Consider the following 25,428-nt stretch of genomic DNA (forward strand, 5'->3'; position numbering starts at 1 on the left):
CTGTTGGCGGTGGTGGTGGATTTTGTCCCTGGCGACTAGCTGCCGGCACAACACCTGCAACACCTCTGCGCACCGCCGAATATTGCTGTACTACAGTTGGACTCTGTCAAGATACTAGCGGCTACGGCGGCTTTGCTCCGTTTCACGCGCCCCTAGGGCGAGCCGGGAGGACCCTCCCCGCAACTGCCCGGAAGGAACCCTACATGACTGTCTCCGTTGCCGTAGCGGCTGTGACCTTTGACCGCCCCGGAGAGCTAGCAGTCCTGCTCGACGCTATCAACAAACAATCGATGCCCGTGGACACCATTTGCCTCGTGGACAGCGGAACCACCCCTTCGCGGGAGCTTGCGTCAAGCCATCCAAAGGTGGACTACGTCCGCTCGGAGGCGAATCTGGGCGGGGCGGGCGGCTTCGCCCTTGCGATCCTCAAGGCGGTGGCCAGCGGCGCCGAATGGGTGTGGATCATGGACGATGACGCCGAACCCGGCGATCCCAAATGCCTCGAAACCCTGGTCCGCGAAGCGGAGGCCCGTGGACTCGATGCCGTCGTCCCGCTCGTCGTCGCGCCCGGACACCCGGACAAGCTCTCCTTCTTCTTCCGGATTGACGGCAAGGTGACCCACGACCGCGCCGAAGTCGAGAAGGCGGGGTTCCTGCCCGACGTCGGGCACTTCTTCAACGGTGCGCTCATCCGTTCCAATGTCTTCTTCAAAGTGGGAGTGCCGGATATCCGGCTGTTCATCCGGGGCGACGAGGTGGACTTCATGATCCGCCTCCGGAAAGCGGGAATCCGCTTTGGTACGGTCGCGACGGCGTGGATCAGCCACCCGCATGCGTTTTCCGAGACAAAGCATGTCTTCGGCGCGCGCTGGCACGTGATCGTGCCGGATTCAGCGTTCAAGCGCTACTTCTACTACCGCAACCGGGGCTATTTGATCCGCCGCTACCGGCGCGGCAAGTCGATGGTGGCCGACGTCGGAGGCTACTTGGGCTATTTCCTCCCCCGTGGTGACTTCCGCGGGCTCGCGGAGTGGTTCCGGGCATTCTCCGCCGGTTTGCGGGACAAGGGCTTCGGCCCGTTGGAGGATCAGAAGTTCTAGCGGTCCGCCGGGCGCGGCGTGCTTTTCCTGCCGGCGAGCCGACGGCGCACAAGCAGGCCGAGGAGCACCCACGGCTCGCCGAAGACCCTGTAAGCGACGCGTCCCGGATGCAGGACGAGCCGCCAGGCCCATTCGAGCCCGAGGCGGCCCAGCCAGCGTGGAGCGAGCTTCTGGAGGCCAGCCAGCTGCTCGATAGCCCCTCCGACGGTGCAGTAGACGGCGGGTGGAAGCTCATCCAGGCGACGGTGCAGCACCGATTCCTGCAACGGCATTCCAAGGCCAAGAAGCACCAGCTGGGGACGGAATTCCGCCAGCCAAGCAACGGTGGCCGCTTCGCTGGCATCGTTCCAATTCTCACCGGGCCGTCCGGAGACCTCGGCGCCGGGCACGATTTCGCGAAGGCGTTCCACCGTCTTGCCGTTGGCCTCGGGGCCGGCGCCGACGACGGCGATCCGGCGTAGTCCTTCGACGCCGCCGAGCGCCGGCACCCAGTCCGTGGATCCCAAACGGTATTCCATCAACCCCGCGCCATCGTCCCGCGGACCTCCGCGGCGTCCAAGCCCCCAGAGCATTGCGACCGGCGCACCATCCATGAGCACCACATCGCTGCGTTCATAGAGATGCCGGAAGTCGGAACTCGAATGAAACAACGTGACGCTGTGCAGATTGTGTCCGAGGACAACCTTGGTAGTGCCGTCCGAAACGTACCCGCTGATGGCTTCTATAAGTTGCTCGGCGCACAGGGCGGTGACGTCTACGTCCAGTAGTGGGACACGGTCCCGGACCAGGCTCATTCGGCCCCGGTCTCCGTGTGGACAACGGTCTCGCCCGGTATCGGGGCCTCGCCGGGAGCAAGAGCCTCGCCGGGAGCAAGAGCCTCGTCGGGAGCAGGAGCCTCGTCGGGAGCAGGAGCCTCCGACGCTGGCTCAGGCTCGGCTTCCCCGAGGGCCAGCACTCCGGGAACAACCTCGCGAAGTCGTTCCAGGGAAATGGCACCATCGCGGACCACACGGAGTGGCACGGTGGTGGCGTCAACAATCGTGGATGCCACCGGCTCGGTTCCCTCGAGGGGCCGGAACCCACCCTCAAGGTATACCTCGACCGATTCAGCAAGCTGGGTCCTCGCCTCGGCGGCTGTCTGCGCGGCCGGTTGACCGGTGCGATTAGCCGAGGACACTGCCAGTGGGCCGGTGCGGTTGAGCAGTTCAAGCGCAATATCGTCGTCGGGCATCCGCAGGGCCACGGTTCCGCGGGTCTCCCCCAGGTCCCAATCCAAGGACGGCTGGGCATGGAAGATGAGCGTCAGGCCGCCGGGCCAAAAGGTATCTGCCAGCTTGCGGGCATCTTCCGATACATCAGTTGCCAGCCCGTCCAGCGCATTGGGCCGCGGGATCAGCACCGGGGGCGGCATATGGCGGCCGCGGCCCTTGGAGACAAGCAGCATGGTCACGGCTTGCGGCGAGAACGCGTCGGCGGCAATGCCGTAGACGGTGTCCGTCGGCATGACGACACACTTTTTCTCGCTGATGGCGCGCTGCGCATGCTCCAGGCCTTCGGCGCGTTGTTCCTCTGACGTGCAGTTGTAGCTTGTGGTCACAGCGCTATTCTTTCATTTCCCGGAGGCAGCGATTGCCAACACTGCGCTCGTGGCACGTTCCTTGCCGTTGAGATCGAGGTGGGTAGTGACCTGCGTCCAGCAGCCTGCAGCCTTCAGGTGTTCGGAAATCCACCCTGCCTGCACCTCCGCGTGCTCCATCACGAAGAACCCGCCGCTCTTGAGGAGGCGGGCAGCCGAGGCGGCAGCCGCCGTCGGAAGCTCCATTCCGTCCGCTCCCCCGCCGTACAATGCCTCCGGCGGATCGTGCAGTGCCACTTCGGGTTCGTTCGGAATGGCTTCAGCCGGAATGTACGGCGGATTGGAAACGACGACGTCGAACGTTCCGTCGTGTTCGGGCAAGGCATTGCGGAGGTCGCCCTGCACGAGCTTCACACCGAGTGGCTTCAGGTTCTTGGTGGCCCAGGCATGGGCGAAGGTGCTGAATTCGACGGCGTGGACCTCGGCCCCGGGCACTTCGTGGGCGATCGAAGCTGCAATGGCGCCGGAGCCTGTGCCAAGATCAACCACTTTGGGGTGCTGGAGTCCCTGGAGGTGGTCGATGACAAGCTGGACCACCGATTCCGTTTCCGGCCTCGGAATGAACACCCCCGGGCCGACAGCCAGCGTGAGGTATCGGAAGTGCGCGACGCCGGTAATGTGCTGGAGCGGAACGCGCTGTGCGCGCTCGGCCACCAAATCCGCGTAGCCTTCCGGGGCCTCGGAATCGCCTAGCAGCATGGCCCGCAGTCGGCCGAGGCCGACACCCAGGAGGTGTTCCGCGAGGAGTTCAGCGTCCACTCGCGGAGTGGGGACTCCGGCGTCGGACAGGACGGCTGTTGCCTCGCGGACGGCGTCGGCGAGGCTTTGGCCCGGAAAGAACGTCATGAAGATCCTTGCAGGCTGTTACTCGCCCAGGGCATCCAGGCGCGACTGTTCATCCATTTCGATGGCCGATTGGATGACCGGCTCCAGGTCGCCGTTCATGACGGCGTCGAGGTTGTAGGCCTTGTAACCGGTACGGTGGTCGGCAATCCGGTTTTCCGGGAAGTTGTACGTGCGGATGCGCTCCGAACGGTCCATGGTGCGGATCTGCGACTTGCGCTGGGCCGAGTTCTCGGCGTCGATCTGCTCCTGCTGGTGTGCCAGGATACGGGCACGAAGGACGCGCATGCCGGCTTCACGGTTCTGGAGCTGGGATTTTTCGTTCTGCATGGCCACCACGATGCCCGTAGGGAGGTGGGTAATGCGGACCGCCGAGTCCGTGGTGTTGACGGACTGGCCGCCAGGACCCGAGGACCTGTAGACGTCGATCTTGAGGTCGTTCTGGTTGATTTCGAGCTCTTCGGGCTCATCCACTTCCGGGAGCACCAGCACACCGGCTGCGGAAGTGTGGATGCGGCCCTGCGACTCCGTGACGGGAACACGCTGGACGCGGTGCACGCCGCCTTCGAACTTCAAGCGGGCATACACGCCTTCTGCGGGATCGTTCGAGTTGCCCTTGACGGCCATCTGGACGTCCTTGTAGCCGCCCAGGTCCGATTCCGTGGCCGAGATGAGTTCGGTCTTCCAGCCGCGGGACTCGGCGTAACGCATGTACATCCGCAGCAGGTCTCCGGCGAACAAGGCAGCTTCGTCGCCGCCTTCGCCGCCCTTGACCTCGAGGATGACGTTGCGGGCGTCGTCTGGATCGCGCGGAATCAGCAGCCTGCGCAACTTCTCCTGCGCTGCCGGAAGCTTCGCCTCGATTTCGTCGACCTCGGCGGCAAATTCGGCGTCCTCGGAAGCCATTTCCTTGGCCGCTTCAAGATCGTCCATGAGCCCGCGCCAACGGTTGTACGCCTCAACGATGCCCTGCAACTGGGCAGACCGCCGGCCCAGCTTGCGGGCCAAAGCCTGGTCGGCATAAACAGCAGGATCACTCAACTGCGCCTGGATAGCAGCATGCTCATCAAGCAATCCCTGTACGGACTCAAACATTTTCAGAACCTCTTTCGACTTCTACAAGTCTAATAACTGCAACGCGGGGTCACTTACGGCCCATGCCGAGGGCCAAGATGGGCCGTATCTGACCCCGCGTTGCAACGGGAAGGGGCGGGGCGGAACATCCGCGCGGCACCAACCGCACGAACGAACCAGCGCCCGCCCCTAAAACAGCTACTTGTCGTTATCCGACTTGGCTCCAAGAGTCGTCTTCTGTACCTGCATGAGGAACTCGACGTTGCTCCCGGTCTCCCGGATCTTGTTGGTCAGGAGTTCAAGGCTCTGCTGGGTCTCGAGTCCGGACAGGACACGGCGCAGCTTCCACATGATCTTGACCTCTTCGGCCGAAAGCAGGTTCTCTTCGCGACGGGTACCCGAAGCGTTGACGTCCACGGCCGGGAAGATGCGCTTGTCCGCCAGCTGGCGGGACAGGCGGAGCTCCATGTTGCCCGTGCCCTTGAACTCTTCGAAGATGACTTCGTCCATCTTGGAACCGGTCTCCACGAGCGCGGTTGCCAGGATGGTGAGCGAGCCACCGTTCTCGATGTTGCGCGCAGCACCGAAGAAGCGCTTCGGCGGGTAGAGCGCAGCAGAGTCGACACCACCGGACAGGATGCGGCCGGAGGCCGGTGCTGCCAGGTTGTAGGCGCGACCCAGGCGGGTCATGGAGTCCAGGAGGACCACCACGTCCATGCCCATTTCCACGAGGCGCTTGGCGCGTTCGATGGAAAGCTCGGCAACCGTGGTGTGGTCATCGGCGGGACGGTCGAAGGTGGAGGCAATGACCTCGCCCTTGACGGTGCGCTGCATGTCCGTGACTTCTTCGGGACGTTCGTCAACCAGCACCATCATGAGGTGGACCTCAGGGTTGTTGGTGGTGATCGCGTTGGCGATGGACTGCAGGATGAGCGTCTTGCCTGCCTTGGGCGGGGAGACGATCAGGCCGCGCTGGCCCTTGCCAATCGGGGCCACGAGGTCGATGACGCGCGGGCCGATCTTCTTGGGATCCGTTTCGAGGCGCAGGCGCTCCGAGGGGTAGAGCGGGACGAGCTTGGCGAATTCAACGCGGTCCTTGAGCTCTTCCGGCGTCTTGCCGTTGACCGACGTGACACGGACGAGCGCATTGAACTTCTGGCGCGCGGACTGCTGGTTGCGGTCCTCGCCGTCACGTGGGGCGCGGATTGCGCCGACCACGGCGTCGCCCTTGCGCAGGTTGTACTTCTTGACCTGGGCGAGGGACACGTACACGTCGTTGGCGCCGGGCAGGTACCCCGAGGTGCGGATGAACGCGTAGTTCTCCAGTACGTCCAGGATGCCGGCGACCGGCAGCAGGACGTCGTCCTCGGTGACCTCGACGTCGTCGACGTCCGGGCCTTGGCCACGGCCGCGGCGGCGTTCGTTGCGGTCGCGGAAGCGGTCGCTGCGGGTGTTTCCATCACGGTTGTCACGGTTGTCCTGAGGACCCGGACGATCGTTGCGGTCGCGGCGGTTGCGACGATTGCGGCGGTTGCCGGCGTCATCGCCTTCGGTAGTGTCTTCGCGACGCGTACGGGTGTTGTCGCGGCGTTCGCGCTGGGCGGGTTCGCCGGCCTCGACCGAGGCCTGCTCGCCCTGGCGCGGCTGTGCCTGGCGCTGCTCGGGCTGGCGCTGCTCCGTCTGGCGCTGCTCGGGCTGACGCTGCTCCGGCTGGCGCTGCTCGGCCTGACGCTGTTCTGCGCGGGGCTGTTCGGCCTGGGGCTGCTCCGGCGCGCGGGTCTCGGCGACTTCACCGGTCTCCGCAGGAGCAACGGCCTCGCCACGACGACGGTTCCGCGTGCGCGGCTGGCGGCGTTCGCCGGCCGCCTCGCTTGCTTCGGCGGCGGGAGCGGCAGGAGCCTCGACGGCGACGGCGGGAGCCTCCGCGGTTTCCGCGGCGGCAGGAGTGGCAACAACGCCGTCGCTGGTGGCGCGGCGGCTTCGGCCACGGCCACGTGCCCGGGTGCCTTCCTGCGCGGGAGCTTCGGTGGACGCTGCGGCAGGTGCGGCAGCGGTCTCAGCTTCCGGAGCTGCGGGCGCGGCCTTTGTTGCTACGGCCTTGGCCCCGGTGGGAGCCTTGCTGGTGGTTGCGCCGGCACGGTGGGCTGAAATGGCCGAGACCAAGTCCCCCTTGCGCATCCGGGATCCGCCCGAAATGCCCAGCTGACTGGCGAGAGCCTGGAGCTGCGCGAGCTTGAGGCCTGCAAGGCCGCTGCTCTTAGCGGTTGCGGCCGTTGATTCAGCTGCAGAAGATGTGGTGTCCACAGCTGAAGCCAGCTCAGTGGTTTCTGTCACGAAGGATCCTTCCCCCTCGACGGCGTCCAGACCTAGAGCTGGACGCGATGATTTGTTCTGGACTGCAGTTCAGATCTGCAGCCGTGATTTCGGTCTTGCCGGTTTAGTTTCAGCAGGGCCGGATACTAATACGTCTTCGATGCTCCGGCGGGCGGGGCGCGGGCTGACGGTTCGGGTAACAGAAAGGGTTCTGTGGCACCTGCGACAGGCCGATAAGGAGACGACACCGGCAGACTTCGACACAGTAGGAGACGGGAACGGCGTTAAGCCGGGATCCAATGTCAGGGAACTGCCCGCGGTTCTACCGCCGGTGCAAGTCCACTCTAGCACCTTCAACGTCCACTGCCAGTGTCATCACGCGCCAAGCCACGTCCGGAGTGTTGTCCGCAGTGAACGCAATGATCATTTCGGCAATCGCCTCGGCCTCGTCCGCGCCGTTGGCCAATGCGAGAACTGTGGGTCCTGCTCCCGAAACGACGGCTGCATGGCCCGAAGACCGCAGTGCCTTGATCAACGCCGCACTTGGCCGCATTGCCTCTGCACGGTAGCTCTGGTGCAGGTAGTCCTCGGTTCCGGGAAGCAGGAAACGGGGGTCGGCCGTCAATGCGTGGATCAGGAGCGCGGCGCGTCCTGAGTTCATGGCCGCTGCGTGGTGGCCGATGGAAGCCGGCAGCAAGCCGCGTGCGGTTTCGGTGGACAGTTCGTAGTCAGGCACGGCGACGATCGGGATGACCGACGGGACCACTTCTGCGCGGGTGCTGCTGTACTGCTCGCTGTCCTGCCACGACAAGGCCAGTCCGCCGAAAATCGCGGGTGCGACGTTGTCCGGGTGACCTTCCATCTCGCTCGTGAGTTGCAGAATCCATTCGCGGTCGCGCTGTGCGGATTCGGGCACCAAGGCGTTGGCCGCGGTCACGGCCGCAACCACTGCCGAGGCCGAGGAGCCAAGCCCGCGGCCGTGGGGGTTGACGTTGTCCGCAGTGATCTTGAGGCCGCTGTGCCGGAAACCGAGGCGCTCCAAAGCCGTGCTGAGGGCACGCACGACGAGGTGGCTCGCATCGCGGGGAAGGGTATCGGCTCCCTCACCGGAGAGCTCGAACTCAAGCTCTCCGGTGGTGAGAGTTTCGACGGTCAGGGTGTCGTAGATCGACAATGCCAGGCCCAGGCTGTCATAGCCGGGGCCCAGGTTGGCGCTGGTGCCCGGGACCCTGACGGTCAGCTGCTGGCCTGCCGCGACGAGCTTAAGACCGGTCGCGGTGGGCTGCGTGGTTTCCACTCTTAGTTTTCTTCCAGTCCCAGTTCGGATGCCACGGTCACGACGTCGTTCGGCACCTTGACCGGCTGGACCTCGCTGCCGTCTTCGGTGCGGAGGGCCCACTGCGGGTCTTTGAGTCCGTGTCCGGTGACCGTGATGACGATCGTCTTGCCGGCGGGAACCTCGCCTGCGGCGTGCTTCTTGATGAGACCGGCAACGCCTGCCGCGGAACCGGGTTCCACGAAGACGCCTTCCTTGGCGGAGAGCCAGCGGTGGGCATCGAGGATTTCCTCGTCAGTTACGGCGTCGATGAATCCGCCGGATTCGTCACGTGCCGCGATGGCCGTGTCCCAGGACGCCGGGTTGCCGATGCGGATGGCCGTCGCGATCGTGTCCGGTTCGGTGATGGGGTGGCCTGCCACGAACGGTGCGGCGCCTGCTGCCTGGAATCCCCACATGGCCGGCGTCTTGGTGGAGACGGCGGGAAGGGTGCCCGCGGTTGCCGACTCGAAGGGCGCGGAATACTCCTTGTAGCCCTTCCAGTACGCGCTAATGTTGCCCGCGTTGCCCACCGGCAGGACGTGGATGTCCGGGGCGTCTCCGAGGGCGTCGACGATTTCGAAGGCACCCGTCTTCTGGCCCTGGATACGCGCCGGGTTGACGGAGTTCACAAGGAACACCGGGTAGGACTCGCCGAGTTTGCGGGCAATGTCCAGGCAGTTGTCGAAGTTGCCGTCCACCTGCAGGAGCGTGGCGCCGTGCGCGATGGCCTGGCTGAGCTTGCCCATGGAGATCTTGCCTTCGGGAACCAGCACGGCACACTTGAGCCCGGCGGCCGTGGCGTAGGCTGCTGCCGAGGCCGAAGTGTTGCCCGTGGAGGCGCAGACAACCGCCTTGGCGCCCGCTTCGACAGCTGCCGTCATGGCCATCGTCATACCGCGGTCCTTGAATGAACCGGTCGGATTCATGCCCTCCACCTTCAGGTACACGGTGGATCCGGTGAGTTCGGAGAGCTTCTGCGCGTGGACGAGCGGGGTTCCGCCCTCGCCGAGGGTAATGACCTTCGTGGCTTCAGTTACAGGCAAACGATCAGCGTATTCGCGGATTACTCCGCGCCATTGGTGAGCCACTTAGACCCCTTCTACCCGCAGGACGGATGTCACAGAATTGATGACGTCCAGGCCCTTGACGGCCTCGACGGTTGCCGCGAGTGCGGCTTCGGATGCGCGGTGGGTGACGATCTTCAGTTCGGCCGACTCAACATTCGAGGCGGCATCGCGGTGGATCGTCTGGCGCATGATTTCGATCGATACGCCGTTCTCCGCAAAGATGTGGGTGATCCGGGCCAGCACGCCGGCCTGGTCGGCGACGTCGAGCCCGATGTAGTAGCTCGTGGTCGAGGCATCGATCGACAGCGCGGGCACGTAACCGGTGGTGGTCTCGGTACGACCGGGACCACCAAGCACCACACGGCGGGCCGCCGAAACGAGGTCGCCCAGGACGGCAGACGCCGTCGGGGTTCCGCCGGCGCCCTGGCCGTAGAACATCAGCTGGCCCGCGTTCTCGGCTTCGATGAAGACGGCGTTGAACGCACCGCGAACGGCTGCAAGCGGGTGTTCGCGGGGCAGGAGGGTGGGGTGGACGCGGACTGAAATGCCGCCGTCGCCATTTGCGTTGGTGATCTTCTCGGCGATGGCGAGCAGCTTGATGACGAAGCCGGCTTCCTTCGCGGCGGCAATGTCGGCTGCGCTGACCTTCGTGATGCCTTCGCAGTAGACGTCTTCGAGGGCGAAGCGCGTGTGGAAGGACAACGACGCCAGGATGGCGGCCTTCGCTGCGGCGTCATGGCCTTCGACGTCGGCAGTCGGGTCGGCTTCCGCGTATCCAAGCCGCTGGGCCTCGGCCAGCGCGTCGGCGAACTGTGCACCGGTGCTGTCCATTTGGTCGAGGATGAAGTTGGTGGTGCCGTTGACGATGCCCAGGACCCGGGTGATGCGGTCGCCGGAGAGGCTGTCGCGGATGGGCCGCAGGATCGGAATGGCTCCGGCGACGGCGGCCTCGTAGGAGAGCTGGACGCCGGCCTTGTCGGCCTCTTCGTAGAGCGTGGGGCCGTCCTGTGCCAGGAGCGCCTTGTTGCCGGTCACGACGCAGGCGCCGTTCTGCATGGCGGTCAGGATGAGCGAACGGGCCGGCTCGATGCCGCCCATGAGCTCGATCACCAGGTCGGCGTCCTTGACCAGCGTGTCGGCGTCTGTGGTGAACAGATCGCGCGGCAGTTCGACGTCGCGCTCTGAATCAAGGTTTCGCACGGCGATGCCGGACAGCTGCAAGCGCGCGCCGGTGCGGGCCGCAAGGGCGTCGGCGTCGTCAAGGAGAATCCGCGCTACCTGGGCTCCCACGTTGCCACAGCCCAGCAGGGCCACCTTCAGGGTTCGCACTTCAGACATTCGCCACTCCCATGTCGCGGTTCAAGAGATCTTCTTCGGTTTCCCCGCGGACGATCAGCCGGGCGGATCCATTGCGCACAGCGACAACGCCAGGCCTGGCCAGATAGTTGTAGTTGCTTGAGAGGGCCCAGCAGTAAGCGCCGGTTCCCGGTACAGCGAGCAGATCACCGGCTGCCACGTCTTCGGGCAGATATACATCTCTAACAACTATGTCGCCGCTCTCGCAATGTTTGCCCACTACTCGGGACAGTTGCGGGGCAGCGTCCGAGCTCCGCGAGGCGAGAACGGCCGAATAATCCGCGTCGTACAGCACCGGACGGGGGTTGTCGCTCATGCCACCGTCCACCGACACATAGCGACGCGGGAACGTAACGTTTTGGTTGCCACCGGCATCTACAGGCGCTTCTGCAGGCGCGTCCACGCGGACCGTTTTCAGCGTCCCGACCTCGTACAAGGTGAAGGTGCTGGTGCCCACGATTGCACGGCCCGGTTCGATCGAAATGCGCGGCGGGGTGATGCCCAGTTCAGCGCACTTCGAGCGTACGACGGCGGCCATCGCCTGCGCGATTTCGGCCGGCGGGCGGGGGGTGTCCACCGGTGTGTAGGCGATGCCGTAGCCACCGCCCAGGTCCAGTTCCGGCAAGGCGATGGAGTACTTCGCTTGCATCGCGGCGAGGAATCCCAGAAGCTTCTCGGCTGCCAGGGCGAAGCCGTCAGGCTCGAAGATCTGGGAACCGATGTGGCAGTGCAGTCCCAGGAGTTCCACATTGGAATACGAAGTGGCCGCAGCGACGGCTTCCTCCGCGGCCGAGAGGCCGGCGGACTCCGTGGAATCCCCGGCCATGGAGAGCCCGAATTTTTGGTCCTCGTGGGCCGTGGCGATGAATTCGTGCGTGTGGGCGTGGACACCGGGAGTCAGCCGCAGCATGACCTTCGCCGTCTCGCCGCGTCCGGAGGCGATCTTTGCAACCCGCTCAAGCTCGTCGAGGCTGTCCACCACGATGCGGCCGAGCTTCATGTCCAGTGCGCGGTTGATCTCGGCGTCGGACTTGTTGTTGCCGTGCAGCCCCAAATTGGCGCCGTCGATGCCGGCGCGGGCCGCGACGGCGAGTTCGCCGCCGGAGCAGGTGTCCAGGCGCAGGCCCTCCTCGGCCACCCAACTGGCCACGGCAGTACACAGGAAGGACTTTCCGGCGTAGTAGACGTCCACTCCCCCGCAGATGTCCTCGAAAGCTGCGTCAAAGGCGTCCTTGAAGGAGCGGGCGCGGGCACGGAAATCACCCTCGCTCATGACGAACAGCGGTGTGCCGAACTGTGCCTTGAGCTCACTGACGCGAACCCCGTCAATGGCGAGCTGGCCGTCGTCGTTCCTCTGAACTCCTTCGGCCCACATCGGTGCGCGAAGCGCGTTCGTGTCCTCCGGCACGGCGAGCCATTCGGGGGCAAGGGGCGAGGCTGCGGCGTTGTTTTGCACCCTGATCACATCCGTTCCGGAGCTGAAACGCCGAGGAGTTCAAGCCCGTTGGCCAGCACCTGGCTCGTGGCGTCGTTGAGCCACAGCCGTGTGCGGTTGACGTCCTGGACCAGTTCGTCGCCAAGCGGCGAAACGCGGCAAGCGTCGTACCAGCGGTGGTAGGCACCGGCGATGACTTCGAGGTGGCGGGCCACACGATGCGGTTCGCGGAGCTCCGCGGCCTTGGCAACGATGGACGGGTAGCTGCCGAGGTAGGACAGCAGCTCGTTCTCGGTGGCGTGGTCCAGCAGGGATGCGTCGAAGGCGCTGTGGTCCACGCCGGCCTCGATCGCGTTGCGTGCCGTGCCGCGGGAGCGGGCATGCGCGTACTGCACGTAGAACACAGGGTTTTCGTTGCTGTTCTTCTTCAGCAGTTCCGGGTCCAGTGTCAGCGGCGAATCAGCGGGGAATCGCGCCAACGAGTAACGCACAGCGTCCTTACCGAGCCATTCGATAAGGTCCTTGAGCTCGATGATGTTGCCGGCACGCTTGGACAGCTTGGCGCCGTTGACGGAGACCAACTGTCCGATCAGGACCTCGATGTTGACCTCGGGGTCGTCGCCCGCACAGGCGGCGATGGCCTTGAGCCGGTTGATGTAGCCGTGGTGGTCGGCACCCAGCAGGTAGATCTTCTCCGTGAAGCCGCGGTCCTTCTTCGACAGGTAGTAGGCGGCGTCGGCGGCGAAATACGTGGGTTCGCCGTTGGCCCGGATCATGACGCGGTCCTTGTCATCGCCGAAGTCGGTGGTGCGCAGCCAGACCGCCCCGCCGTCGTCGAACACGTGGCCCTGCTCCCGGAGGCGGGCGACGGCGGACTCGATCGCACCGCCGTCGTGCAGTTCCTGCTCGGAGAAGAAGACATCGAAAGCCACGCCGAATTCGGCCAGGGTGTCCTTGATGTCCTTCATCTGGGCCTGGTAAGCGGCGGAACGGATCACCGGCAGTGCTGCCTCGTCGGTCAACTCGCGGATTGCCGGATGGGCCTTGAGGACCTCGTCGCCGAGTTCCCGGATGTACTCACCGGGGTAGCCGCCCTCGGGAACGCCGCGTCCGTGCAGGCGGGACAGCACCGAGTTCGCGAAGACGTTCATCTGCGAGCCGGCGTCGTTGATGTAGTACTCAGCGGTGACGTCCGCACCGGAGGCGCGGAGTACGCGGGCAATCGAATCACCCAGGGCGGCCCAACGCGTGTGGCCAATGTGCAGCGGTCCAGTGGGGTTCGCCGACACGAATTCCATGTTGACCACGTGGCCTGCGAGCGCCTGGTTGGTTCCGTAGGAGCTTCCCGCCTCGACGATGGCCTTGGCCAGCGCGCCGGCGGCGGCTGCATCCACAGTGATGTTAAGGAAGCCCGGGCCCGCGATGTCCACGGCGGTGACGCCGTCGATCGCCTCCAGTCGCTTACTCAGGATCGTGGCGAATTCACGCGGGTTGGTCCCGGCATGCTTGGCAAGCTGCAAGGCGATGTTGGTGGCCCAGTCGCCGTGCTCCCGGTTCTTGGGTCGCTCCACGCGCACGTCCTCGGGGAGGGCAGATTCGGAAAGCGCGAGCTCGCCGGCGGCGACAGCGTCTTTCAGGCAGGCGGATATGGCGGCGGAGAGTTCTTCGGGAGTCACCCGTCTAGCCTACCGGTGGGGCTTGCAACTGGTGGAATTCTTATGCTTAGTAATGCGCACACGCACGCACCAGCGCGCACCCAGCCGACGCCCAGCTTCGGCCAGTAGAGCTCCCAGACTGAACCGATAGGCTGAAATCCACGTCAATGGTGCGGGCGGCCACCGTCCGGAGCACTTTGCATTGACCATTTTTCTTGTCCAGTTGACGAGTCCAGTTGAAACGAGCAGAACCATGACTACGCCACTCCGCAAGGGCCTCCTGGTGGGCGCCGCCGGCCTCTCCCTGGCCAGTTCGGTGGCAGCTTGCGCCCCTTCGGCCCAAGGCAGCACGCCGCAAAAGACCTCCACAATTTCCGGCCCGTACAAGGACGGAACCTACAGTGCGGACGGTGACTACATCTCACCCAACGGCGGTGAAACCGTGGGCGTCCAGTTGACCTTGGCTGGTGGGACTATTTCCGCGGTGGACATCACCGTCCATGCCAACAACCCGAACACCAAGGAATTCCAGGGGCAGTTCAAGAACGGCATCGCCGCGCAGGTGGTCGGCAAGAAACTGGATGAGATCAACGTCTCAAAAGTAGCCGGCTCCTCCCTGACGAGCGAAGGATTCAACAAGGCCGTGGAAACCATCAAGGCCGAGGCCAAATAGGCGCATGACGCACACGGGCTGGAGCGTTTTCGGCTTCGACGGTATCGGGACCACGTGGGAAATCTCGACGCCGGAGGAACTCCCGGAGGACGTGCGCTCCGGCTTGCTCGACGTCGTGGAGGACTACGACCGAAGCTACTCGCGCTTCCGGGACGACTCCATGCTTGCCGCGCTCGCCCGTGAACCCGGCACCGTCACCCTCCCGGCCGGGGCCGGCGAACTGGAACAGCTTTTCAGGAAGCTGTACCGCCTCAGCAACGGCGCCATGACGCCCCTCATCGGCGGCAGCCTCGAGCGGCTGGGCTATGGGGCGGACTATGCCTTGCGGCCCGTCGGCCATCCGGTGCCGGCACCGCGCTGGGAAGACGTCCTCGTATGGAGCGGCACGGAGATCTCCGCTTCCGCACCGATAGTCCTGGACATCGGAGCCGCCGGAAAGGGCCAATTGGTGGACATTGTGGCTGCAGTCCTGCGAGGGGCCGGAATCACTGAGTTCCTGGTCGATGCCAGCGGCGACATGCTCCATTGCGGGGCGGAGCCGTTGGGCGTGGGCCTCGAGCACCCTTACGACCCCACCCAGGCGATCGGCGTCGTCGAACTCCACGACGGCGCGCTCTGCGCTTCCGCCGCCAACCGCCGCGCGTGGGGCGACGGCCTCCACCATGTCCTCGACGGCGCCACCGGGCGCCCGGTGGAGACGGTGGTGGCCACGTGGACGATGGCTGCAACGGCAATGGAAGCCGATGCCCTGGCCACGGCGCTCTTCATGGTGGATCCGAAAGTGCTTGAGGGAGAATTCGAGTTCTCCTGGCTCAAGGTCTTTTCGGACGGACACGCCGCCTATTCGGCCGGCTTCGAAGGGACACTGTTTTCATGATTGCCATCAAAGCGCGAGTGGATGCCTGGCTCGGCCATTTCACGATGTACCGGCTGATCCTGTGGGTCCTTGCCGTGCTCGCGGCGTACAGCCTCGTGCTGAACGCCTTGGGCTGGCTGAGCTTCGGACTGCCCGAAATGCTTTTCCACCTTGTGCTGTGCCTGGGCCTGACATACGCATCCAACCGGCTCATGGCCATGCTCTTCAAGGTCCAGCCGCACTCGGAATCCTCGCTCATCACGGGCCTTTTGTTGTACTTCCTGTTCTGGCCCACCGCGCTGATTCCCTCGGTCCAGATCCCCGATCTCGCCGGAGTCGCCGTGGCATGCGTCCTGGCCTCGGCATCCAAATACGTCTTGGCCTTCCGCGGCCGGCACATTTTCAATCCCGCTGCGGCGGGCGCCTTCATCGCCGGGCTCACCGGCTTGAACATCGCCACGTGGTGGGCAGCGACTCCAGCCATGTTGTGGCTCTTGGTCCCTGGTGTGCTGCTGGTGCTGTACCGGACGCTGAAGGTGCTCATGGCCTGCGCTTTCCTCGTGGTGGCGCTGTCGGTGGTGTGCGCCGTGCTCCTGCGGGGCGGCATGACCTTCGGACCCGCTTTGTGGCAACCGATCGCGCAGCAGCCGCTTCTCTTTTTCGTCGGCTTCATGCTCACCGAGCCCCTCACCCTGCCTCCCCGCCGCTGGCAGCAAGTGGCACTGGCCGCCGTCGTGGCCTTGTTTTTTGCTGTGCCGTACAACGTGGCTGGCGTGGCCAATTCGCCGGAACTCGCTCTGCTGATCGGGAACCTCCTCGCATTCCTCGTGGGACAGCGGGGCGGAATCATGCTGACGTTCAAGGGTTCGCGTCCTCTGACGCCGTTCACTACCGAATTCCGCTTTGAACCACGACGGCCCGTCCGTTTCCTCCCCGGGCAGTTCATGGAACTCAACCTTCCGCACTCGCGCTCGGACGGTAAAGGGCGGCGACGGGTTTTCAGCATCACCAGCCCGCCCGACTCGCCCCAGATGACATTCGGCGTCGGCACGGCGGAACCAGTCTCCGCCGCCAAGCGCGCGTTGCTCGCGCTCGAGCCTGGAGAGTGCGTCAGCGGAACCGCGGTGGGTGGCGACTTTGTTCTGCCGCCCGACGCCGGCAAACCCGTGTTGCTCATCGCGGCGGGAATCGGGATTGCGCCTTTCCTTTCCCAACTGGCGTCCGGCGACTCCGCGCGAAGGGACATCGTCGTGCTGTATCTCGCCCCCAGCGCCGCAGAACTCGCCGGGAGCGATGTCCTGGAGGCCTCGGGCGCACGGGTCATCGCCCGCCTTTCGGACGGTTCCCCGCCGCCGTCGTTCATGCACGACGCCGGGCGGAGCCGCATCGACGGCGACTCCCTGCGTGAGCTCATCCCCGATGTGGCCGAGCGGGACGTGTATATCTCAGGGTCTCCGGCAAACGTGGACACCCTTCGCTCCGCCGCCCGCCATGCCGGAGCCCGGCGAATCCACGTGGACGCTTTCGCGGGCTACTGACGGCTCGCCGCGCCCGTTTTCCATTGCGGCGCGGTGACCTGCTAAGCTCGTGGACGTCCCTCCGGCAACGGACGGGAGCCCCGGATGCCCTCGTAGCTCAGGGGATAGAGCGTCTGCCTCCGGAGCAGAAGGCCGTAGGTTCGAATCCTATCGAGGGCACAACAGAAAACCCCGCCAGTTCAAGGAACCGGCGGGGTTTTTCTTTGCGTGGCCACGTTGCGCCTGGCAGGTTCCGTACCAGGCAACAAAAGGTGGAAAACTGCGTCACGTTTGGCCGTCTGCCAACACAAGGTTCTTGTGCAGACGACAAAAAGACTTGAGCAGACACCTCAAGAGGAGCCCGCGGCAGCGTTCCCCGAGCTCGATGCCACGGCCCCGGTCCTCGCCGGGAAACTCTCGCGGCTCCCAGCAGGGCAACTCGCAACCATCCTTTGCCCACAACCCGAGGACACCCATGCCTGAATGTGAAGCCGCCCGCCGCAACAAACAAGCCCTCCACGAAATCGAGCTGGCATGGGGCAATGGCATCGTGAACCTCGGCAAGCTGCAACGGATCCTGAAGGGCCCCGAAGGCGACGCGGAACCGTTGCCGGCATGCCCGCATGAGGCCTCATCGTCGTCGTGAAGCGGACATGCCGCGCCGGGCCGGCTATAAAGTCAGTGGCCGCTCCTAAGCTGTTCGTACCCGTCCAACAGGTGCGAAAGGGTTCGCCGTGATCTGTTCCATCATTCCTCCCTACATGCTGCGAAGGCTGGCGGCACAGCACGAGCCCCGCCTGAGGGTGATTGCGCGCGCGGCCAAGGAGTCCCTGCTCCACATCAAGAACCTCCAGGCCGCCCGCTCGCTTCCGGTGCCGGTCCCGGTGCCCACAGCGCGCCAGGCCAAGCCCGGTCCGCCCAAGAGGACCATCTACGATGCCAACTCCACCGAAGCCTTGCCCGGCAAGCTCGTCCGCAAGGAGAAGGGTCCGGCGACGGGCGATGCGGCCGCGGATGAGGCCTACGACGGATTGGGCGAGACACACGCGCTTTATGCCGAGGCGTTCAGCCGGAATTCGATCGACGGCGCCGGGCTGAAACTCGATGCCACCGTCCACTACGGCGAGCTGTACGACAATGCCTTCTGGAACGGCAGCCAAATGGTCTTCGGTGACGGCGACGGCGAGATCTTCCAGAGGTTCACGAAGTCGCTCAGCGTGATAGGGCACGAGCTCGCCCACGGCGTCACCCAGTACACGGCAGCCCTCGCCTACCGGAACCAGGCCGGAGCGCTCAACGAGTCCATGTCTGATGTTTTCGGGGCGCTCGTGGAGCAATATGCCAAAAAGCAATCTGCCGCCGAGGCGAGCTGGCTGATCGGCGAGGGCTTGTTCACCGACGCCGTCCAAGGCGCCGCGCTCCGGTCCATGAAAGCACCAGGGACCGCGTATGACGACGACGTGCTCGGCAAGGATCCGCAACCGGACTCCATGGACAGCTACGTCCGCACCACCGCGGACAACGGCGGTGTCCACATCAACTCAGGCATCCCCAACCGGGCGTTCTCCCTTGTCGCCCTGGAGCTGGGTGGCAATGCGTGGGAGGCCCCGGGACAGATCTGGTACAACACGCTGACTAGCGGCTCACTGCCTGCCACGTGCACCTTCGGGCGCTTCGCCAAGGCCACAGTGGCGTCGGCAGAGGAACTCTTCGGCGCTGGCTCAAACGAGCATGACGCAGTCCGTAAGGCATGGGAAACTGTGAAGGTAAAGCTCTAGCAACACCTCTCAGAGCAGTGGAAGCCGCAGAACATGAAAATCACTGTCCAGCGCAGCGGTGGCGTCGCCGCGATCACACGCGTCTGGACCGTGGATGCCGCCACCTCCGAAGATAAACAGCGCTGGATGCCGATCGTGGAGGCCTGCCCTTGGGACCAGGTGCCATCCGGCGCACAGGCCAAAGGGCAAACGTCCGCGCGGGCAGCCGGGAAAGCGTCCGGGCAAGCCGACCGGTTCATGTATTCGATCCGCGCCGGACAACACAGGGCCACCCTTCCCGAGACCGATGTCACCGGACCTTGGCACACCCTCGTTGAGAATGCCAAGGTAGAGGGCCGGGAGACCCTCCGCCGCTAGCCAACCTCCGCCAGCTGGCCGCGGAAAGCCCTCCTGTACGACTGCGGGCTCGTGTCCAGGACCTTGGCGAAGTGGTGCCGCAGCAGCACGGAATGTCCGAACCCGGCTTCGCGCGCGACCTCGTCGATATTCAACTCCGTGGTTTCCAGGAGCTCCTGCGCCCGGAGCACCCGTTGCGAGTTGAGCCACGCCGCCGGTGTGGCACCCGTTTCGGCCCGGAACCGGCGTGCGAAGGTCCGGGCTGACATGTGCAGCCGGGACGCCAACTCTCCGACGCTGTGTTCGTGCTCGAGGTTCTCCACCATCCAGCGAAGCAAGGCCTCCATGGGCGCGGAGCCGCACGTGGGCATGGGCCGGTCGATGAATTGGGCCTGGCCGCCGTCGCGGTGCGGCGGAACCACCATGTCGCGGGCGATGGCGGCGGCAACGTTGGCGCCGAGCTCGACGCGAATCAGATGCAGGCAGGCGTCAATGCCGGCCGCCGTGCCGGCACTTGAGATGATCGTTCCGTCCTGGACGTAGAGCACATTTTCGTCCACGTGAACCTTCGGATACCTGCTGGCCAGGTCCTGTGAATAGTGCCAGTGCGTAGTGCAGCGGCGCCCGTCCAAGAGCCCTGCGCGCGCAAGCGCGTAGGCCCCGGAGCAAATCGACATGACCCAGGCACCCCGTTCATGCGCCGCCCGCAGCGCATCCAACACAGATTCCGGAAGATCCTCATCCCGTCCGTACGGGGCCATGATGACCAGGTCGGCATCGGCCGTAGCCTCCAGCCCCAGGTCGACATGCATCGACAGGCCGGACTTCATCTTCACGTCTCCCGGGACGGGAGTACAAACCCTGAAGTCAAAGCCGGGAACGCCGTTCCCCCGGTCCGCCCGGTCAATCCCGAACACCTCGTAGGCGGTTCCGAATTCGAAGATCGAGAAGTTGGGAACAACAATGATCGCCACCGTTTTCAACATAGATCCAGTGTGGCAGAAAATTGCCTAAATGGGTCGTTTCTGCCACTGTTTCTTGAAGGGGATGAGGAACACGATGGAGTCATGGAATTCATCGGAGTCTTACTCTTCATCATCCTCATCATCACTGCCGCCGCTTCCATGTCAGCGGTCCTTCGGGACGGCCCCGGCCGCCTTCCCGACCGTTCCGAGCCTTGGACCGCGAGGGACCTGCCTAACAACTCATGCTGGACACTGCGCGCTTTCTAAGCACAGTCTGCCCCTGAACACGGACGACTTTTGTCCGCATCGTGGGCTAGATTCAATGCATGATCCAAACGTCCGCCAGGCTGCTGCAATTGCTGTCCTTGTTGCAGGTCCGGCGCGAATGGGCCGGCCCGGCATTGGCCAACCGGATGGGTGTCACGGAGCGCACCGTCCGCCGCGATATCGACAAGCTCCGGAACCTTGGCTATCCCATCCATGCTTCGCCGGGCATAGCCGGCGGCTACCAACTGGGCGCCGGAGCCCAGCTCCCGCCGTTGCTCCTCGACGACAATGAAGCTCTCGCCGTCGCCTTGGGGCTGAACTCGGTGGCGGCGGGTCCCGTGGCCGGTATCGGCGAAGCATCGGTTCGCGCCCTCGCCAAACTTGAGCAGGTGCTGCCCTCACGTCTCCGCCCGAAGTTCGCGATGCTCAAGGCCGCGGTCACCACACTGCCCAGCAACGCGGCGTCGGTGGACCCCCAACAGCTCACGGTGGTCTCTGCGGCGATCGCGGACAAGCGACAACTCAGTTTCGACTACGTCAAGGCCGACGGCGACGCCGGGCGGCGCCTGGTGGAACCATACCGGCTCGTCGACACCGGGCGGCGCTGGTACCTCGTCGCGTGGGATGTGGACCGGGAAGACTGGCGCACCTTCCGCGCCGACCGCATCGCCTCGTTACCGGCTGAACGGAAGAAGTACGTGCCGCGCCCCCTGCCCGCCAAGGACCTCGCGGACTACGTCCAGCGCTCCGTGACCCGCTCGCCTTACCGCTACGACGTCGTCGTGCGCCTCCACGCCCCCATCGGCGAGGTGGCCGCCGTCGTCGGCCCGCAGCTCGCGAGCTTGAGCGACGACGGCGGGAACGCCACCCTGCTCCGCGCCGGCTGGGACAGCCTGGCGCAGCCGGCGGCACACCTCGCAGCGCTCGACATGGACTTCGAGATCATCTCTCCGGAAGAGTTCAAGGAGTACGCCCGCACCATGGCCGGGCGATTGGAAAAAGCCGCGGGGAACCACGCAATGCAAGGCGACGCGCCGCCACAGTAGACTGTCAGCAGCCATGACACTTCATATTTCCTACCCCGCAGAGCTGCCCGTCTCCGAGCGCCGCGAGGACTTGATGGCGGCCATCGCCGCAAACCAAGTGACCATCATCGCCGGCGAAACCGGTTCCGGCAAGACCACGCAGATCCCCAAAATGTGCCTGGAGCTCGGCCTCGGGGACAAGGGCCTGATAGGCCACACCCAGCCGCGCCGCCTTGCCGCACGTACCGTTGCCGAGCGCATCGCCTTCGAGATGGGCGTGGAGATAGGGCAGGAAGTGGGCTTCCAGGTCCGTTTCACCGGCGAAGTCAGCAGGGCTACCAAAATCAAGCTGATGACCGACGGCATCCTGCTGGCCGAGATCCAGCGGGACAAGCTGCTACGGAAGTACAGCGCCATCATCATCGACGAGGCACATGAGCGCAGCCTCAACATCGACTTCATCCTCGGCTACCTCAAGCGGATCCTGCCGCAAAGGCCGGACCTGAAAGTCATCATCACCTCGGCCACCATCGACCCCGAACGTTTCGCGAAGCATTTCGGCAGCGAAGAAGAACCCGCGCCGATCATCGAGGTCTCGGGCCGCACCTACCCGGTGGAAATCCGTTACCGGCCGCTGTCCCAACCGGCCGGCGGTGCACCCGGTGAAGACGAAGACGCGTCCGACGACGAGCTTGAGGAAGACCGCGATCCCCTCGACGCCGTGTGCGACGCCGTCGACGAGCTTGCACTTGAGGCTCCGGGAGACATCCTGGTGTTCTTCTCCGGCGAGCGCGAGATCCGCGACGCCGCGGAAGCCTTGAACGGCCGGATCCAAGCCAACCGCAGGTTGGCGGGCACGGAAGTCCTGCCGTTGTTTGCCCGTTTGAGCTTGCAGGAGCAGCACAGGGTCTTCAACCCGGGCGGCAAGAGGCGGATCATCCTTGCCACCAACGTCGCGGAAACGTCCTTGACCGTTCCCGGCATCAAGTACGTCATCGATACCGGCACGGCCCGCATCTCGCGCTACTCGCACCGCACCAAGGTGCAACGGCTGCCGATTGAACGTGTTTCACAGGCCTCGGCAAACCAGCGCTCCGGCCGCTGCGGGCGCGTGTCCGAGGGTATCGCCATCCGGCTCTATTCCGAGGAAGACTTCGAGTCCCGCCCGCAGTTCACCGATCCGGAGATCCTGAGAACCAACCTTGCCGCCGTCATTCTGCAGATGACGGCCATGGGTGTAGCCCGCGGCCCCAAGGACGTCGAGAACTTCCCGTTTGTTGAGCCGCCGGACTCCCGTGCCATCAACGACGGCGTCACGCTGTTGCGCGAACTCGGCGCCTTGAGCGCTGCCCGCACGGGCGGCGGCGCCGACAACCGGGGCGGCCTGACCGCGGTCGGGCAGAAGTTGGCCCAGCTCCCGGTGGACCCCCGGCTCGGCCGGATGATCGTTGAGGCCGGAAAGCGCGGTTGTGTCAAGGAAGTCATGATCCTGGCAGCTGCTCTGACTATCCAGGACCCGCGCGAGCGCCCGACGGACAAGCAGCAGCTTGCCGCGGAGAAGCACGCACGCTTCCGGGACGAGAACTCGGACTTCACCGGATTCCTGAACCTGTGGAACTACATCCAGGAAAAGCAGCAGGAGCTCTCCTCCACGCAGTTCCGCCGGCTGTGCAGGAACGAGTTCATCAACTACCTGCGCGTCCGCGAATGGCAGGACCTCTTCCAACAATTGCGCCAGCTCGCCAAGCCGCTGGGCATCACTATCGACAACAAGCGCGAGGCCGACCCCGTAGGAAACAACGAGGGAATCCACATCAGCTTGCTCTCGGGACTGCTGAGCCACATCGGCATGCTGGACGAACGCAAGCGCGAATACGCCGGAGCACGCGGCAGCCGTTTCGCCATCTTCCCGGGCTCGGCGTTGTTCAAGAAGTCGCCCGCCTTCGTCATGGCCGCGGAATTGGTTGAAACAAGCCGGCTCTGGGCCCGGGTCGCGGCGAAGTTCGATCCCTTGTGGGCCGAGCAGGTTGCACCGGACCTCGTGAAGCGCTCCTACAGCGAGCCCCACTGGTCCAGCCGTACGGGCTCAGTCATGGCGCACGAGAAGGTGATGCTCTACGGAGTCCCCATCATCCCGAACCGCCGCATCAACTACGGCAGGATCGATCCGGAGCTCTCCCGCGAACTCTTCATCCGGCATGCCCTCGTAGAGGGAGACTGGAAGACCCACCACAAGTTCTTCCACCGCAACCGCGCCTTGCTCCTCGAAATCGAGGAACTCGAGACGCGCATGCGCCGCCGCGACATCCTGGTGGACGACCACACGCTTTTCGAGTTCTACGACTCCAGAATCGGCAAGGACGTGGTCTCCGAACGCCACTTCGACAAATGGTGGAAGGAAGCCCGCCAGCAGGAACCCACCTTGCTGGACTTCGACCAATCGCTGCTCATCAGCGAGGACGCGGAAGCCCTGGATGATTCCGCCTACCCGAAAACCTGGCTGCACAAGGGCTTTGAGCTGCCCCTGAGCTACGAGTTCCATCCAGTCGCCCCCGGCTCGCCGCCCAATCCCTCGGATGGTGTCACGGCCGAGGTTCCCGTTCTGTTCCTCAATCAGCTCGACGACGCCGCTTTCCGTTGGCAGATACCCGGCCAGCGGGTGGAGCTCGTCACGGCCTTGATCAAGTCGCTGCCAAAACACCTCCGCAAGAACTTCGTGCCGGCCCCGGATGTCGCCCGGCAAGCGGCGGCTGCCTTGGAGGCCGACTTCGATCCTGCCTCGGACGATCTTGAGGCCTCACTTGAGCTGGTGCTGCGCCGAATCCGGGGACACGTCATTCCTCCGGGATCGTGGAATTGGGACGCCGTTCCGGCGCACCTGCGTGTCAGCTTCAAGGTAGTGGACAGCCGCGGCAAGGTGCTCGACGAAGGCAAGGACCTCGCCGCCCTCCAGGAGCAGCTGGCTCCGGTTACCCGCCGTGCCATCGCCGAATCCCTCGGGGCAACACCCGCGACGACGGCACGCACCAACGGTCCGAAGGGCGCTGCACATGCCGGCGGTGCCGGATCCCCCAGTGGAAACGGCAGCGGCGGCGCGACCCCTCAGGCCACCGGTTTCCTCTCAGAGCAAACCGGGCTCACCGCGTGGACTTTCGGAGCTATCGAACGCCAAGTGACGCGCACGGTAAAGGGGCACGATGTCACGGGTTTTCCCGCTCTCGTGGACGAAGGCAAATCGGTAGCGTTGCGCGTGTTCCAGACCCTCGCGGAGCAGGAGTCTGCAATGCGGGGCGGGGTTATCCGGCTGCTCGCCCTGCGTGTTCCCGCCCCGGACCGCTACGTCCTCGAACATCTGAACAACACGGAGAAGTTGACGTTCAGCCAGAATCCCCATGGTTCGGTGAGCGCCTTGATCGCGGACTGCGTCCTGGCGGCCATCGACAAACTGACTCCAGCCGAACTTCCATGGGACAAGGAGGCGTTCGATGCCCTGTACGAGCTGGTCCGTGCGGAACTGATCGACACCGTCTTCACGGTGACCGCCGTCGTCGAACGCGTTTTGGGGAGCACCCGGCGGATCGAGAAGCAACTCAAGGGCAGCACGAGCCTCGCCTTGATCAGTGCGCTCAACGACATGAAGAGCCAACTGGAGCAACTCGTGTTCCCCGGTTTTGTAGCACGGACGGGCTACGCCCAATTGAGCCAGTTGCCCCGGTATTTGGCCGGAATCGAGAAGCGCCTCGAAAAGCTCCCGAACAATGTCCAGCGCGACGGGCTGAACATGTCGGTGGTGCAGGCGCTGGAGGACGACTACGACGACGCCGTCTCCGCACTGTTGCCCGGCCGACGCGCAGGAGCTGAGTTAACACGGGTGCGCTGGATGATCGAGGAACTTCGCGTGAGCCTTTTCGCCGTCGAGCTCGGCACGGCCTACTCGGTCTCGGAAAAGCGCATCCGGACGGTCCTCAACCAGGCTCTGGCACCCGCGTAGCGCGGTGACGGGCGGAAAAATACCCGCCACCCCGCTCCGCTCCTCCCGGGATGCGTCGGGTTGCCGCGAGGATACCGACGCTCGCTCACCTATACAGGCAATTCCCCCGACGCTCGCTCGGTTATATGGCCAAATCCCCCGACGCTCGCTCACCTATACAGGCATTCCTTGCCAAAGGTAAGCGAGCGTTCGGGAAAACACCGCCAAAGGTGAGCGAGCGTTG

Annotated in this window: 21 protein-coding genes and 1 tRNA gene; 11 read left to right on the forward strand and 11 right to left on the reverse strand. The window is 64.7% G+C overall.

All coding sequences use genetic code 11. The features are described 5' to 3' along the window. The first annotated feature begins 203 nt into the window (after positions 1-203). Entirely contained in the window at positions 204-1,100 is an 897-nt protein-coding gene (locus ACFVTG_RS06615; protein ID WP_284751227.1) for a glycosyltransferase, read from the forward strand. Here the strand turns inward: ACFVTG_RS06615 and ACFVTG_RS06620 are convergent. The 10 genes from ACFVTG_RS06620 to argS all read right to left on the reverse strand — a co-directional run bounded on the left by ACFVTG_RS06620 (position 1,097) and on the right by argS (position 13,818). Then, complete coding sequence (locus ACFVTG_RS06620; RefSeq protein WP_390279040.1) at positions 1,097-1,894, reverse strand: WecB/TagA/CpsF family glycosyltransferase; 798 nt, start codon at positions 1,892-1,894, stop codon at positions 1,097-1,099. The genes ACFVTG_RS06615 and ACFVTG_RS06620 overlap by 4 nt on opposite strands. After that, positions 1,891-2,697, reverse strand: coding sequence for an L-threonylcarbamoyladenylate synthase (locus tag ACFVTG_RS06625; RefSeq protein ID WP_390279042.1), 807 nt, complete (start codon positions 2,695-2,697; stop codon positions 1,891-1,893). The genes ACFVTG_RS06620 and ACFVTG_RS06625 overlap by 4 nt, the downstream gene beginning before the upstream one ends. A 12-nt stretch (positions 2,698-2,709) precedes the next feature. Next, positions 2,710-3,582 carry a peptide chain release factor N(5)-glutamine methyltransferase gene (gene prmC, locus ACFVTG_RS06630; RefSeq protein WP_390279044.1) on the reverse strand — a complete coding sequence of 291 codons (873 nt, stop codon included), beginning with the start codon at positions 3,580-3,582 and terminating at the stop codon, positions 2,710-2,712. Between the two features lie 18 nt (positions 3,583-3,600). Next, the gene (gene prfA / locus ACFVTG_RS06635; protein ID WP_028264759.1) at positions 3,601-4,674 is read right to left on the reverse strand and encodes a peptide chain release factor 1; all 1,074 of its coding nucleotides are present in this window, start codon (positions 4,672-4,674) and stop codon (positions 3,601-3,603) included. Positions 4,675-4,851: 177 nt separating this feature from the next. Continuing rightward, on the reverse strand, positions 4,852-6,987 hold the full coding sequence (rho, locus tag ACFVTG_RS06640) for a transcription termination factor Rho (protein WP_390279046.1): 2,136 nt from the start codon (positions 6,985-6,987) through the stop codon (positions 4,852-4,854). A 301-nt stretch (positions 6,988-7,288) separates the two neighbouring features. Continuing rightward, positions 7,289-8,263, reverse strand: a complete 975-nt coding sequence (thrB, locus tag ACFVTG_RS06645; protein ID WP_390279048.1) for a homoserine kinase — start codon at positions 8,261-8,263, stop codon at positions 7,289-7,291. 2 nt (positions 8,264-8,265) lie between these two features. Next, entirely contained in the window at positions 8,266-9,372 is a 1,107-nt protein-coding gene (gene thrC, locus ACFVTG_RS06650; RefSeq protein ID WP_284751234.1) for a threonine synthase, read from the reverse strand. After that, positions 9,373-10,689, reverse strand: a complete 1,317-nt coding sequence (locus ACFVTG_RS06655; protein WP_284751235.1) for a homoserine dehydrogenase — start codon at positions 10,687-10,689, stop codon at positions 9,373-9,375. It lies immediately after the preceding gene. Continuing rightward, on the reverse strand, positions 10,682-12,163 hold the full coding sequence (gene lysA / locus ACFVTG_RS06660) for a diaminopimelate decarboxylase (protein WP_390279344.1): 1,482 nt from the start codon (positions 12,161-12,163) through the stop codon (positions 10,682-10,684). Before lysA ends, ACFVTG_RS06655 begins: the two co-directional genes overlap by 8 nt. A 5-nt stretch (positions 12,164-12,168) precedes the next feature. Continuing rightward, complete coding sequence (gene argS, locus ACFVTG_RS06665) at positions 12,169-13,818, reverse strand: arginine--tRNA ligase (protein ID WP_390279050.1); 1,650 nt, start codon at positions 13,816-13,818, stop codon at positions 12,169-12,171. A gap of 232 nt (positions 13,819-14,050) precedes the next feature. Between argS and ACFVTG_RS06670 the strand changes: the two genes are divergently transcribed. The 7 genes from ACFVTG_RS06670 (at position 14,051) to ACFVTG_RS06700 (ending at position 18,978) form a co-directional block, all read left to right on the forward strand. Continuing rightward, a complete protein-coding gene (locus ACFVTG_RS06670) occupies positions 14,051-14,470 on the forward strand; it encodes an FMN-binding protein (RefSeq protein ID WP_284751238.1) in 420 nt (139 codons plus the stop codon). A gap of 4 nt (positions 14,471-14,474) precedes the next feature. Beyond that, positions 14,475-15,347, forward strand: coding sequence for an FAD:protein FMN transferase (locus tag ACFVTG_RS06675; RefSeq protein ID WP_390279052.1), 873 nt, complete (start codon positions 14,475-14,477; stop codon positions 15,345-15,347). Further along, complete coding sequence (locus tag ACFVTG_RS06680; RefSeq protein ID WP_390279054.1) at positions 15,344-16,864, forward strand: FAD-dependent oxidoreductase; 1,521 nt, start codon at positions 15,344-15,346, stop codon at positions 16,862-16,864. The genes ACFVTG_RS06675 and ACFVTG_RS06680 overlap by 4 nt, the downstream gene beginning before the upstream one ends. An 86-nt stretch (positions 16,865-16,950) precedes the next feature. Continuing rightward, positions 16,951-17,023 (forward strand) — tRNA-Arg (locus ACFVTG_RS06685). 295 nt (positions 17,024-17,318) lie between these two features. Further along, a complete protein-coding gene (locus ACFVTG_RS06690) occupies positions 17,319-17,489 on the forward strand; it encodes a hypothetical protein (protein ID WP_284751241.1) in 171 nt (56 codons plus the stop codon). 115 nt (positions 17,490-17,604) lie between these two features. Then, the gene (locus ACFVTG_RS06695; protein ID WP_390279056.1) at positions 17,605-18,621 is read left to right on the forward strand and encodes a M4 family metallopeptidase; all 1,017 of its coding nucleotides are present in this window, start codon (positions 17,605-17,607) and stop codon (positions 18,619-18,621) included. Positions 18,622-18,654: 33 nt separating this feature from the next. Beyond that, complete coding sequence (locus ACFVTG_RS06700; protein WP_390279058.1) at positions 18,655-18,978, forward strand: protealysin inhibitor emfourin; 324 nt, start codon at positions 18,655-18,657, stop codon at positions 18,976-18,978. Here the strand turns inward: ACFVTG_RS06700 and ACFVTG_RS06705 are convergent. Continuing rightward, a complete protein-coding gene (locus tag ACFVTG_RS06705; RefSeq protein WP_390279060.1) occupies positions 18,975-19,943 on the reverse strand; it encodes a GlxA family transcriptional regulator in 969 nt (322 codons plus the stop codon). The genes ACFVTG_RS06700 and ACFVTG_RS06705 overlap by 4 nt on opposite strands. Positions 19,944-20,024: 81 nt before the next feature. Here ACFVTG_RS06705 and ACFVTG_RS06710 point away from each other — a divergent pair, with 81 nt between their 5' ends. The 3 genes from ACFVTG_RS06710 to hrpA are packed head-to-tail and all read left to right on the forward strand — an operon-like array spanning position 20,025 to position 25,205. Continuing rightward, a complete protein-coding gene (locus tag ACFVTG_RS06710; protein ID WP_390279062.1) occupies positions 20,025-20,189 on the forward strand; it encodes a hypothetical protein in 165 nt (54 codons plus the stop codon). A 59-nt stretch (positions 20,190-20,248) separates the two neighbouring features. Further along, positions 20,249-21,235 carry a helix-turn-helix transcriptional regulator gene (locus ACFVTG_RS06715; RefSeq protein ID WP_390279064.1) on the forward strand — a complete coding sequence of 329 codons (987 nt, stop codon included), beginning with the start codon at positions 20,249-20,251 and terminating at the stop codon, positions 21,233-21,235. A gap of 13 nt (positions 21,236-21,248) precedes the next feature. Further along, positions 21,249-25,205, forward strand: a complete 3,957-nt coding sequence (gene hrpA, locus ACFVTG_RS06720; RefSeq protein ID WP_390279066.1) for an ATP-dependent RNA helicase HrpA — start codon at positions 21,249-21,251, stop codon at positions 25,203-25,205. Positions 25,206-25,428 lie beyond the last annotated feature (223 nt).

Origin of the sequence: Arthrobacter sp. NPDC058127, assembly GCF_042884555.1 — a bacterium.
In the GTDB taxonomy this organism is placed as follows: Bacteria; Actinomycetota; Actinomycetes; order Actinomycetales; family Micrococcaceae; genus Arthrobacter.